This window comes from Sphaerospermopsis torques-reginae ITEP-024, assembly GCF_019598945.1.
Taxonomy (GTDB): Bacteria; Cyanobacteriota; Cyanobacteriia; order Cyanobacteriales; family Nostocaceae; genus Sphaerospermopsis.
On the sequence record NZ_CP080598.1, the window covers coordinates 1959459 to 1972784 of the forward strand.

Here is a 13326-nt window from a genome sequence, read left to right on the forward strand (position 1 = left end):
ACCAAGTTTTACTAAGTTTTACTTAATATCCAACAATTCCACATCAAAAATCAAAGTAGCATTCGGTGGAATCACACCACCAGCACCACGCGCACCATAACCCAACTCAGGAGGGATAATTAACTTACGGCGATCGCCCACCTTCATGGTACTCAGTCCTTCATCCCAACCTTTAATTACTTGTCCAATACCAATTTTAAAACTGAAAGGTTGACCGCGATCGCGTGAACTATCAAACTTCTTCCCATTTTCCAAAGTACCAGTATAGTGAACTACAACTGTTTGTCCCCTTTGAGGAGTAGCTTCACCATCCCCCTTTGCTAATTCAATATACTGTAGTCCAGAGGCAGTAGTGACGACATTCGCATCAGACATAATATTGCTCGCTACTAGAGTAGTTTTTTCTTCAATTACAGCAGTGGACGCTGGTGGATTTTGACTTAACTTAGCAGCAACAGCAGTATCCTGATTACCACCCATTTGCGCTAATACCAAAGCCACAACACACACCAGCATGAATACCACGCTCAAAAAAATTCCTTTCAAAATCAGCCCTCCCTATATTAGGTAGCTTGGTAAACAGATTACCAACAGGACAGAAACCAGTTTAAAACACAATCCGCACTCTAACGCCACAGCTTATTTTCCAAATCCCGCACCTGACGTTCCAAACGATCAATTCTTCCCCGCAGTTCATCCACCTCAGACTGACGAGCAACCCCTAAATCTTGCATCATATTCCGCATCTGTCGTTGCATCTGCACTTCCCAATTACCCTGCTCCGACTTTAACTGCTGCACAATATCATCCATCACCACCTTAGCTTGCTCAGGATTCAACTTCCCATCCTTCACCAGTTCATCACTAACCTGTTTAAGCTTATCAGCAACCAAAGATGTAGTACCTAAACCTAACATCATTAACTGTTCCAACCAGTTATTGCTATCCATACATCCTTCCTATTTATTTGATATATAACCAGCAGACCTTCCATCCTGAACCCCAAAAGACCATCCTGAATGCCCACTGATCCTAGCTTACAGATATATTTTGGCAAATTTGACCACATCAGCAAATTAACCTCACCACCTCCAAAACCCAAATAGATCACAAAATCCCAAACCTTTCTCCTCCCCTCTGCACAAATAATGGTAGTCCCAACATCACCAAATCCTTTTCCTGCAAGGGTTTCAAACCATTCTCCCAAAAACATCAAAATTTTTTGGAAAAAGTAGTTGACATTCCCAGAGAGGTCGGCTATATTAAATGAGGTGAGGCAAACGAAGCCCACACACTGAACCGAGACAAGATAATACTTTGAAAGAAAAAAGACGACCATTCCTCGTCAAAGAAATTCAACTAACGAGTTCTGGCGATAGAAAAGGAATTCGGAAGTAAAACAAAAATAACAGAGCTAAACAAACTTAACAAAACGGAGAGTTTGATCCTGGCTCAGGATGAACGCTGGCGGTATGCTTAACACATGCAAGTCGAACGAAATCTTCGGATTGAGTGGCGGACGGGTGAGTAACGCGTGAGAATTTGGCTTCAGGTCGGGGACAACAGTTGGAAACGACTGCTAATACCGGATGTGCCGGAAGGTGAAAGATTTATCGCCTGAAGATAAGCTCGCGTCTGATTAGCTAGTTGGTGGTGTAAGGGACTACCAAGGCGACGATCAGTAGCTGGTCTGAGAGGATGATCAGCCACACTGGGACTGAGACACGGCCCAGACTCCTACGGGAGGCAGCAGTGGGGAATTTTCCGCAATGGGCGAAAGCCTGACGGAGCAATACCGCGTGAGGGAGGAAGGCTCTTGGGTCGTAAACCTCTTTTCTCAAGGAAGAAAAAAATGACGGTACTTGAGGAATAAGCATCGGCTAACTCCGTGCCAGCAGCCGCGGTAATACGGAGGATGCAAGCGTTATCCGGAATGATTGGGCGTAAAGGGTCTGTAGGTGGTACTGAAAGTCTGCTGTTAAAGAGCAAGGCTCAACCTTGTAAAAGCAGTGGAAACTACAGAACTAGAGTGCGGTAGGGGCAAAAGGAATTCCTGGTGTAGCGGTGAAATGCGTAGATATCAGGAAGAACACCGGTGGCGAAAGCGTTTTGCTAGACCGCAACTGACACTGAGGGACGAAAGCTAGGGGAGCGAATGGGATTAGATACCCCAGTAGTCCTAGCCGTAAACGATGGATACTAGGCGTGGCTTGTATCGACCCGAGCCGTGCCGGAGCTAACGCGTTAAGTATCCCGCCTGGGGAGTACGCACGCAAGTGTGAAACTCAAAGGAATTGACGGGGGCCCGCACAAGCGGTGGAGTATGTGGTTTAATTCGATGCAACGCGAAGAACCTTACCAAGACTTGACATCCTGCGAATCCCGGTGAAAGCTGGGAGTGCCTTAGGGAGCGCAGAGACAGGTGGTGCATGGCTGTCGTCAGCTCGTGTCGTGAGATGTTGGGTTAAGTCCCGCAACGAGCGCAACCCTCGTTTTTAGTTGCCAGCATTAAGATGGGCACTCTAGAGAGACTGCCGGTGACAAACCGGAGGAAGGTGAGGATGACGTCAAGTCAGCATGCCCCTTACGTCTTGGGCTACACACGTACTACAATGCTACGGACAAAGGGCAGCTACACAGCGATGTGATGCAAATCCAAAAAACCGTAGCTCAGTTCAGATCGAAGGCTGCAACTCGCCTTCGTGAAGGAGGAATCGCTAGTAATTGCAGGTCAGCATACTGCAGTGAATTCGTTCCCGGGCCTTGTACACACCGCCCGTCACACCATGGAAGTTGGTCACGCCCGAAGTCATTACCCCAACCGTTTGGAGGGGGATGCCTAAGGTAGGACTGGTGACTGGGGTGAAGTCGTAACAAGGTAGCCGTACCGGAAGGTGTGGCTGGATCACCTCCTTTTTAGGGAGACCTACCCATTTAGATATCGAACACAATCAGTAATTAGATACTAAACTGGTCTACTCTAGGTCGGTCGAGAATCGGAAGTCTCTTTCAAAGTATTATTAAAGCTCTGGTCAAATTCAGCACCTGGGAAAAACCCAGACTGCTGGATGAAAGTCCAGTCAGAACCTTGAAAACTGCATAGTAACGCGAGGCAGTTCAGTAATCTAGTGCGAAAGCAACAGATAAACTGAAAGCAAAAAAACCAATGTAATGTTGTGGTCAAGCTAATAAGGGCTAATGGTGGATACCTAGGCACACAGAGGCGAAGAAGGACGTGGTTACCGACGAAATGTTCCGGGGAGTTGGAAGCAAACGGTGAGCCGGAAATATCCGAATGGGGCAACCCTATGTACTACCTGTTGAATATATAGACAGGAAAGAGCCAACCTGGCGAATTGAAACATCTTAGTAGCCAGAGGAAAAGAAATCAACTAGAGATTCCCCTAGTAGTGGTGAGCGAAAGGGGAAAAGCCTAAACCAAGAGGTTTACCTTTTGGGGTAGTGGGACAGCAATATCGAATCTAGAGACTAGACGAAGCAGCTAAATACTGCACCAGAGGAGGTGAAAGTCCTGTAGTCAAAAGTTAAAGGATAGTAGCTGCATCCCGAGTAGTACGGAGCACGTGAAATTCCGTATGAATCAGCGAGGACCATCTCGTAAGGCTAAATACTACTGTGTGACCGATAGCGAACAAGTACCGCGAGGGAAAGGTGAAAAGAACCCCGGAAGGGGAGTGAAATAGAACATGAAACCATTAGCTTACAAGCAGTGGGAGTCCGATTAAACGGATGACCGCGTGCCTGTTGAAGAATGAGCCGGCGACTTATAGGTACTGGTAGGTTAAAGCGAGAATGCTGGAGCCAAAGGGAAACCGAGTCTGAAGAGGGCGATAATCAGTATTTATAGACCCGAACCCTGGTGATCTAACCATGTCCAGGATGAAGCTTGGGTAACACCAAGTGGAGGTCCGAACCGACCGATGTTGAAAAATCGGCGGATGAGGTGTGGTTAGGGGTGAAATGCCAATCGAACCAGGAGCTAGCTGGTTCTCCCCGAAATGTGTTGAGGCGCAGCGGTAATGATTAAAGTCGGGGGGTAAAGCACTGTTTCGGTGCGGGCTGGGAGACCGGTACCAAATCGAGACAAACTCAGAATACCCGATGAACACATTGCCAGTGAGACGGTGGGGGATAAGCTTCATCGTCAAGAGGGAAACAGCCCAGACCACCAGCTAAGGTCCCCAAATCATCACTAAGTGATAAAGGAGGTGGGATTGCAGAGACAACTAGGAGGTTTGCCTAGAAGCAGCCACCCTTGAAAGAGTGCGTAATAGCTCACTAGTCAAGCGATCCTGCGCCGAAAATGAACGGGGCTAAGTGATGTACCGAAGCTGTGGGATTAACTAAACATTAATCGGTAGGGGAGCGTTCCGTCGTAGGTAGAAGCAGTAGCGGCGAGCAGCTGTGGACGAAACGGAAGTGAGAATGTCGGCTTGAGTAGCGCAAACATTGGTGAGAATCCAATGCCCCGAAACCCTAAGGGTTCCAGAGCCAGGTTCGTCCACTCTGGGTTAGTCGGGACCTAAGGCGAGGTCGAAAGGCGTAGTCGATGGACACAGGGTCAACAATCCCTGACTAAGATATGGGAGCATTGCTAGGGACGCATGAAAGATAGCCACACCCTGATTGGTTTGGGAGACGGTTACGACCGTTGCGTGGTGAATGTTAGTGCCAAGAAAAGCTAGTAATGTGATGAACATATGTTACCCGTACCCGAAACCGACACAGGTAGGGAGGTTGAGAATACCAAGGGGCGCGAGATAACTCTCTCTAAGGAACTCGGCAAAATGGCCCCGTAACTTCGGAAGAAGGGGTGCCCACGAGAGTGGGTCGCAGTGAAGAGATCCAGGCGACTGTTTACCAAAAACACAGGTCTCCGCTAACTCGAAAGAGGACGTATGGGGGCTGACGCCTGCCCAGTGCCGGAAGGTTAAGGAAGTTGGTCAGTGGTAACATGAAGCTGACGACCGAAGCCCCGGTGAACGGCGGCCGTAACTATAACGGTCCTAAGGTAGCGAAATTCCTTGTCGGGTAAGTTCCGACCCGCACGAAAGGCGTAACGATCTGGATGGTGTCTCAGAGAGAGACTCGGCGAAATAGGAATGTCTGTGAAGATACGGACTGCCTGCACCTGGACAGAAAGACCCTATGAAGCTTTACTGTAGCCTGGAATTGTGTTCGGGCTTCGCTTGCGCAGGATAGGTGGGAAGCGATGAACTTCTCCTTGTGGGGGGAAGGGAGCTAACGGTGAGATACCACTCTGGCGAAGCTAGAATTCTAACTCATCTCCGTGAGCCGGAGAGAGGACAGTTTCAGGTGGGCAGTTTGACTGGGGCGGTCGCCTCCTAAAAGGTAACGGAGGCGCGCAAAGGTTCTCTCAGCACGCTTGGAAACCGTGCGGCGAGTGTAAAGGCATTAAGAGAGCTTGACTGCAAGACCGACAAGTCGAGCAGGTACGAAAGTAGGCCTTAGTGATCCGACGGCGCAGCATGGAATGGCCGTCGCTCAACGGATAAAAGTTACTCTAGGGATAACAGGCTGATCTCCCCCAAGAGTCCACATCGACGGGGAGGTTTGGCACCTCGATGTCGGCTCATCGCAACCTGGGGCGGAAGTACGTCCCAAGGGTTGGGCTGTTCGCCCATTAAAGCGGTACGTGAGCTGGGTTCAGAACGTCGTGAGACAGTTCGGTCCATATCCGGTGCAGGCGTAAGAACATTGAGAGGAGTCCTCCTTAGTACGAGAGGACCGGGAGGAACGAACCGCTGGTGTACCAGTTATTGTACCAACAGTAGACGCTGGGTAGCCACGTTCGGAGCGGATAACCGCTGAAAGCATCTAAGTGGGAAGCCCACCTCAAGATGAGTGTTCTCACTACTTTAAGTAGGTAAGGTCACGGGCAGAACACCCGTTTATAGGCTCTATGTGGAAGTACAGTAATGTATGTAGCAGAGGGGTACTAATAGACCGAGGGCTTGACCTCAAACATCATTGGCATAATTCGCGTTACTTGCAGTCTTCAGGGTTTTGTACACCCAAAAATCTTTCCTGGTGTCTATGGCGCGGTGGAACCACACTGATCCCTTCCCGAACTCAGAGGTGAAACGCTGTTGCGGCGACGATAGTTGAGGGGTTGCCCTCTGTCACAATAGCTCGATGCCAGGTTTAATATTTTACATTCCCCTTCATTAGATTACTGATGAGGGGGTTTGTTTTTATCTAGATATGATATGATATAGTTGCTACAACTATCACTATAGTTTTTTATGGCACAAGTTTTTCCTTCATTAGAACAAATTCATCAATTACGCCCGAAACCTACTGAGGGTGAGTTGCATCTACTCAAATTTTTATCGGAAAATTTGGATAATAATTATGAAATATATTTTCAACCTTTTCTGAATGGAGATCGTCCAGATATCATTCTTATGCGTCCCGATGCGGGAGTAATGATTTTTGAAGTAAAAGAATGGAATTTGGGCAATTATGACATCAATGAACAAAAAGATTGGCTTGTTACTCAAGATGGCGAAAAATGGTCAAAAATAAAATCTCCTATTGATCAAGTTCTCAGCTATAAGCAAAATCTTTATGATTTGCATACTGAAAATTTATTGGAAACAAAAATAAAAAATCCTAAAACTTGGGGAGTGGTAAGTTGTGCTATCTATTTTCATTGTGAAAATTATGATGATGTTTACAATTTCTTAACTGGTAAATTTCAAGACAATCAAAACGAAAAATATCGAAAATTTCTTAGTCATTTAGTTATTTTAGGTAAAGATTCACTCAATATAAATTCATTAAATCAATTTTTACGTAAACATTATCTATATAAACAGTCAAAATTTTTTAACGATAATCTTTACAAAAGCTTTAAACGTCATTTACAACCTCCATATCATTCAAGAGAGGAAAGAAAACCTACTAATTTTATAGCACAAGTTTTTCCTTCATTAGAACAAATTCATCAATTACGCCCGAAACCTACTGAGGGTGAGTTGCATCTACTCAAATTTTTATCGGAAAATTTGGATAATAATTATGAAATATATTTTCAACCTTTTCTGAATGGAGATCGTCCAGATATCATTCTTATGCGTCCCGATGCAGGAGTAATGATTTTTGAAGTAAAAGACTGGAATTTAGGCAATTATGACATCAATGAGAAAAAACATTGGATTGTTACTCAAGATGGCAAAAAATGGTCAAGAATAAAATCTCCTATTGATCAAGTTCTCAGCTATAAGCAAAATCTTTATGATTTGCATATTGAAAATTTATTGGAAACAAAAATAAAAAATCCTAAAACTTGGGGAGTGGTAAGTTGTGCTATCTATTTTCATTGTGAAAATTATCATGATGTTGACAATTTCTTAACTGGTAAATTTCAAGACAATCAAAGCGAAAAATATCGAAAATTTCTTAGTCATTTAGTTATTTTAGGTAAAGATTCACTCAATAGAAATTCATTAAATCAATTTTTACGTAAACATTATCTACATAGACAGTCAAGATTTTTTAACGATACTCTTTACAAAAGCTTTAAACGTCATTTACAACCTCCATATCATTCAAGAGAGGAAGGAAAACCTATAGTATATACCTCTAAACAAGAAGAACTAATTAATAGTCCACTAAAACAACGAAAAATAAAAGGTGTAGCAGGTTCAGGAAAAACTTGCATTTTAGCAAAAAGGGCTGTAAATGCTTTAAAAAGAATATCTAGTTCTGTTTCATCAAGTTCAGAGAATCATCCTGATATTTTGATATTAACATATAATATAACACTTAAAAATTATATACATGACAAAATTAGTCAAGTGCGTGAAGATTTTTCTCGGAGTTGTTTTTATATAAAAAATTATCATGATTTCATCAATCAAGAATTAAATAATTTAGGAATAGAAATAGAAATTCCTCAAGATTTTGATGATTGGAATAGTGAACAGAAGAGTCAGTATTTTGAAGATGAATATTATAGTAATATATCGCTATTTCGTAATCAGAAGGAGCATATTTATACTTATAAAGCTATTTTTATAGATGAAATACAAGATTATCAAAAAGAATGGGTAAAAATTATTCGTGAATGTTTTTTAGAGAATGGAGGTGAATTTATTGTTTTTGGGGATGAAAAACAAAATGTATATCAACGCAGTATGGATCAGGATAAAAAACCATATACTGGTATTAGAGGAGCATGGAAGAAATTAGAAGATACTCTTCGTTTATCTACTCATCTATCTAGTTTAGCAACAGCTTTTCAAACTAACTTTTTTGAGCAAAAATATGAAATTGAAAAAATTAATACTGAAAATTTATTGAAATTAAATTTTAATTCACAAGAGCAAATTATTGAGTATATTCCAGTCACGAATTCCTCACCTGAAGATATTTACAATATGTGTAATGAACGGGCAATTAAATATATGATTCATCCGAATGATATCTGTATTCAATCTTCTACAATAGAGATATTGAGAAATATTAATTTCTATGCAATGCAGTCACAGCAAATTAAAACAACAACAACTTTTGAAAATTTAGAAACTTATTACTTAATTTTATTACAAATAATAGAAAACTTTAACATCGAAAATCAAGATTCAGAAGAACACAATAACATTGCTAATGAAATTAAACAATATAAGTGGAAGATTAAAGAACTCAAAAATATTTTTATTAATAATACTAATAATGACAATATAAATCAGGCAATAGTTAAAGCATTATGCTATAGCTTCCATATTAACCATCCAGTTATAGAGCAAAAATTGACAGAATATCTAAGAACGAAAAATATTACAAGAACTGAATATGATAGATGGGTTTCTCAAATAATGCCTATTTTAAAACAGGTATCTCGCAATCAGGCAATTATGAATAGATTGAGAAGCGAACTTGAAAAGATTAGAAAAAATAAAAAATGGAATTTTTGGATGAATAGTGGAAACATCAAATTTTCTACAATACATAGTTTTAAAGGATGGGAAGTTGATTCTTTATTTTTAATAATTGAAAAAGAATTTGATGACAATACCTTTACTACAGATGAACTAATATATACAGCAATTACTAGATGTCGTCGTAATCTTTTTATTCTTGATTTAGATCAATCACGCTATCTGGAGTTTTTTAAATCTTTTAATCATTCTGTAATAATATAGCAAGAATATTCAAATAATTTGTGAATAAACAGCATCCAAAACTTTTAAAACATCCTCATAGGTTTACACTAAACTTTTCAACCTTTCAACATCACCATTCATAATTACATCAATGTTACGGGTGATTTTCTCAATTTCCCAATCCCACCAACGAATAGAAAGCAATATTTCTATCTCTTCATTACTAAAACGCTGCTTAATAGGAACTGCGGGATTACCACCTGCTATGGTGTAGGGTGGAATATCTTTAACTACTACAGAACGTGCTGCAATTATCGCACCATCACCTATTTTCACTCCTGGCATAATTAAAGAATCATAACCTATCCAAACATCATTACCGATGACGATATCCCCTTTACTGGGTAAATTCATTAAATCATTCATTGCTGCTTCCCAACCATGACCAAAAATGGGAAATGGGTATGTAGAAATAGAAATTCCATCAAGTTTGTGATTTGCACCGTTCATTATGAATTTTACATGGGTAGCGATCGCACAAAATTTACCTATAATTAATGAATCACCACCATAGTTATAAAGAACGTTTTTTTCAAAGTTTTCTGGATTTTCTGGATCATCATAATAAGTGTAGTCACCAATAATAATATTGAGTGATTTGATGCAGTTTTTAATAAAGCAGACCCGATGATGTTCTGCTATGGGATAGGGATTTTTAGGATTGGGTCCGTATTGTTCCATGAAATTGACACACACTCCTACTTATATCTGGTAATTTCAATGCTAATTTTGCCTTTGAAGTCGGGGATGGGTGCAGCAGGTTTGATAACCATAACTTGTATTTGAGAAACCATATCATTCTGCTGAAGAATAGCATCTGCGATCGCACCTGCTAATCTTTCCAACAAATCAAATTTAGATGTTTTCACTAAATTCTGCACTAAATTAATAACATTGCGATAGTCTACAGTATCTTCAATAGCGTCACTCTCAGCAGCTTGAGAAAGATCCAGCCATAATTTCAAATCTACCTCAAACCATTGTCCTAAAACCTTCTCTTCTGGTAAATACCCAATATAGCCATAGCAGCTAATTCCTGTTAAATGAATACAGTCCATAGTAAGAAACATTATAGTAGTAGTTTTACATCGTCCCCATTTTAAATCTTACACGAAAATTAAATTAAAAATTAAATTAAAAATTAAATTAAAAATTAAATTAAAAAGCCCGATAAACAACTTAAAATTAAAAAATTGTCTTATCTCCCATATTAATTAAATGCAGCTAAATTTTAATAATCTTAATCAACTTTGGTCTTATGTTTTAACAGAAACCCTCAAACGCTTGGGTTTAAGTTGTGCTGTTTTATGTCCTGGTTCTCGTTCTACTCCCTTAACGGTCGCTTTTAGCAAACAAGCACCTGATATTGAAGCTATTCCCATTTTAGATGAACGTTCTGCGGCTTTTTTTGCGTTAGGAAGAGCAAAAGCAACAGGAAAACCTGTGGTTTTGGTTTGTACTTCAGGGACAGCAGGAGCGAATTTTTACCCTGCGGTAATTGAAGCCAAAGAAAGTCGTGTACCTTTATTAATATTAACTACAGATAGACCTGCTGAATTACGAGATTGTCATTCTGGACAAACTATAGACCAAGTAAAATTATACGGTAATTATCCTAACTGGCAAACGGAGTTAGCTACACCTGTTGCAGATATAGGAATGTTACGTTATTTGCGACAAACGGTAATTCATGCTTGGGAACGTTGCCAATTTCCTAGCGGGGGAATTGTACATTTAAATATACCTTTTCGTGATCCTCTTGCACCAATTTCTGATGGTACTAATTTTACATTAGATTGTGAAGAGTTCTTTGCTGGGATAGTTCCAACTCAATTACCAATTACCCATTACCAATTACCTAAAGAATGGCAACAATGTCAACGGGGTATTATCATTGCTGGGGTAGCACAACCCAAAGAACCTGAAGAGTATTGTAAAGCGATCGCTCGTCTTTCCCAAACTCTGCAATGGCCTGTTTTAGCTGAAGGACTTTCTCCTGTTAGAAATTATGCAGACTTGATCCCCTATTTAGTTTCTACCTACGACATCATTTTACGTAATCAAAAAATTGCCCAACAATTAACACCAGAAATGGTAATTCAAATCGGGGAAATACCGACCAGTAAAGAATTACGTAATTGGTTAATTAATGTTAATCCTCAATGTTGGTTAATTGATAATAGTGCTGAAAATTTAGATCCTTTACATGGAAAAACAACACATTTAAGGATATCTGTAGAAAATATAGAGGTTGGGGAATGGGGAATGGAGAATGAAAAATGGGGGTTTTATTTACAAAAGTGGTGTGAAATTGAAGTGCAAATCAGAAAAACTATTGATGAGACTTTTGAAAATATGGAGGATTTAATTGAAAGTAAAGCTGCTTGGTTAATTTCACAAATTCTGCCTCCACAAACACCATTTTTTATTGCTAATAGTATGCCGGTGCGGGATGTAGAATTTTTCTCCAAACCGAATAATTTAGGGATCAAATCATATTTTAATCGTGGTGCAAATGGTATTGATGGTACTCTTTCCACTGCTTTAGGAATAGCACATCATCAACAAAGTAGTGTGATGTTGACAGGAGATTTAGCACTATTACATGATACCAATGGTTTTTTAATAAAAAATAAGTTCATTGGACACTTAACGATTGTATTAATAAATAATAATGGTGGAGGAATTTTTGAAATGTTACCTATTGCTAATTTTGATCCACCTTTTGAAGAATTTTTTGCCACTCCCCAGGATATTAATTTTGCTCAGTTATGTGCTACATACAATGTAGAATATGAGTTAATAAATTCTTGGAAACAGTTAAAAGAAAGGTTAAAACTGTTACCAAGTCAGAGAATACGGGTTTTGGAAATTAGGACGAATAGAAAAAGAGATGCTCAATGGAGAAAGGAATATTTAAGAAGGTTTAGTAATGCTTTTTAAGCATTCACTTTCTTTGCTGTTTATCAACTTCAAACCTTTGATTTTTCTGGGTTTTGGGTTTATTCAGCAAACCCTAGTTCGGAGCATCCCAAATGTGTAAATTTATGTTTATCTTACGAAGTAAACGCTCCAATGCCTTATATGATTGAACCGCAAAGGACGCAAAGGACACAAAGGAAAGAGATTTTAAGAGATTTTTTAGTGTTGCTGCGGTTACTTTTGAAAATTGGGATGCTCCCCCCTATTTCAGTCTTCAAAGCTGACTGCTGATAGCTGACTGCTGAATACTTACTTAAAATTTATCTTTCATTCCGCGAATTTTAGCAAAAGTTTGTACAGGATCTTTACTGTTTACAGCTAATTGTAATGAAGATTGATCCCAACGTAAAAACGGATTTGTCTGCTTTTCAATCCCCAGCAGAGAAGGTACTGTAGCTTCTTGACGCTGACGCATATGTGTTACTTCTGCAAATCGCTTTTGCAACTCTGTGTTTTCACTATCCACAGTTAATGCAAAGCGCAAATTACTCAAAGTGTATTCATGGGCGCACCAAACACGGGTATTATCAGGTAAAGACCGCAGTTTGCTTAATGAGTTTACCATTTGTGCTGGTGTACCTTCAAACAAACGACCACAACCACCTGCAAATAAAGTATCACCACAGAATAATTCCCCTGTCTCATCTGGTGTTACTGGTGGAAAATAGTAAGCGATATGAGCGCGGGTATGGCCGGGTACAAAAAATACTTCTGCTGTGCGATCGGCAAATTGTACGCGATCGCCTTCTTGTAAAAATACCTGTTGTCCAGGAATCCTTCCCCGATCCTCAATTCCAGCATATACTGTCAATTGGGGGAATTTTTCGATTAACTCCAGATTAGCACCCACATGATCATGATGATGGTGTGTGTTAAAAATTGCTACTAAATTGCATTTGAGTTGTGCAAGTTCCTGTAAAACTGGTTTAGACTCCGCTGGATCAACAACAGCCGCAATATTGTGCTGTAAATCGTATAGCATAAATATATAGTTGTCAGAAAGTGCTGATAGTCGGATTACCTGCATTGCTTTCTTTACCTCCCACACACATGGATGCTTGATATTGATCATTTTAGAAGTTTTGAATTGAATCAGGTTAGTCAAGTCAATTACTAATGAGACAAGAGCTTG

8 protein-coding genes and 3 rRNA genes are annotated in these 13326 nt (G+C 40.2%); 5 read left to right on the forward strand and 6 right to left on the reverse strand.

Going from position 1 to position 13326, the window contains the following annotated elements:
- Positions 1 to 18: 18 nt before the first annotated feature.
- The 3 genes from K2F26_RS09080 to K2F26_RS09090 form a co-directional block, all read right to left on the reverse strand.
- On the reverse strand, positions 19 to 546 hold the full coding sequence (locus K2F26_RS09080; protein ID WP_220611200.1) for an FKBP-type peptidyl-prolyl cis-trans isomerase: 528 nt from the start codon (positions 544 to 546) through the stop codon (positions 19 to 21).
- A gap of 80 nt (positions 547 to 626) precedes the next feature.
- The gene (locus tag K2F26_RS09085; protein WP_194057919.1) at positions 627 to 950 is read right to left on the reverse strand and encodes a phasin family protein; all 324 of its coding nucleotides are present in this window, start codon (positions 948 to 950) and stop codon (positions 627 to 629) included.
- Positions 920 to 1213, reverse strand: a complete 294-nt coding sequence (locus K2F26_RS09090; RefSeq protein ID WP_220611201.1) for a hypothetical protein — start codon at positions 1211 to 1213, stop codon at positions 920 to 922. The genes K2F26_RS09085 and K2F26_RS09090 overlap by 31 nt, the downstream gene beginning before the upstream one ends.
- A gap of 216 nt (positions 1214 to 1429) precedes the next feature.
- Here K2F26_RS09090 and K2F26_RS09095 point away from each other — a divergent pair.
- The 4 genes from K2F26_RS09095 (at position 1430) to K2F26_RS09110 (ending at position 9191) form a co-directional block, all read left to right on the forward strand.
- A 16S ribosomal RNA gene (locus tag K2F26_RS09095) occupies positions 1430 to 2916 on the forward strand.
- A gap of 262 nt (positions 2917 to 3178) precedes the next feature.
- A 23S ribosomal RNA gene (locus K2F26_RS09100) occupies positions 3179 to 6004 on the forward strand.
- 64 nt (positions 6005 to 6068) lie between these two features.
- Positions 6069 to 6186 (forward strand): 5S ribosomal RNA (rrf, locus tag K2F26_RS09105).
- The 16S, 23S and 5S rRNA genes sit together here, the layout of an rRNA operon.
- 101 nt (positions 6187 to 6287) lie before the next feature.
- On the forward strand, positions 6288 to 9191 hold the full coding sequence (locus K2F26_RS09110) for a nuclease-related domain-containing DEAD/DEAH box helicase (protein WP_220611202.1): 2904 nt from the start codon (positions 6288 to 6290) through the stop codon (positions 9189 to 9191).
- Between the two features lie 63 nt (positions 9192 to 9254).
- Here K2F26_RS09110 and K2F26_RS09115 read toward each other — a convergent pair whose 3' ends face one another.
- Both K2F26_RS09115 and folB read right to left on the reverse strand, forming a co-directional pair.
- Positions 9255 to 9893, reverse strand: a complete 639-nt coding sequence (locus K2F26_RS09115) for a Vat family streptogramin A O-acetyltransferase (protein ID WP_220611203.1) — start codon at positions 9891 to 9893, stop codon at positions 9255 to 9257.
- A 17-nt stretch (positions 9894 to 9910) separates the two neighbouring features.
- On the reverse strand, positions 9911 to 10270 hold the full coding sequence (gene folB, locus K2F26_RS09120; protein WP_194060005.1) for a dihydroneopterin aldolase: 360 nt from the start codon (positions 10268 to 10270) through the stop codon (positions 9911 to 9913).
- Between the two features lie 160 nt (positions 10271 to 10430).
- Here folB and menD point away from each other — a divergent pair, with 160 nt between their 5' ends.
- Entirely contained in the window at positions 10431 to 12155 is a 1725-nt protein-coding gene (menD, locus tag K2F26_RS09125) for a 2-succinyl-5-enolpyruvyl-6-hydroxy-3-cyclohexene-1-carboxylic-acid synthase (protein WP_220611204.1), read from the forward strand.
- A gap of 292 nt (positions 12156 to 12447) precedes the next feature.
- Here the strand turns inward: menD and gloB are convergent, their stop codons facing one another.
- On the reverse strand, positions 12448 to 13221 hold the full coding sequence (gene gloB, locus K2F26_RS09130) for a hydroxyacylglutathione hydrolase (protein WP_220611205.1): 774 nt from the start codon (positions 13219 to 13221) through the stop codon (positions 12448 to 12450).
- Positions 13222 to 13326 lie beyond the last annotated feature (105 nt).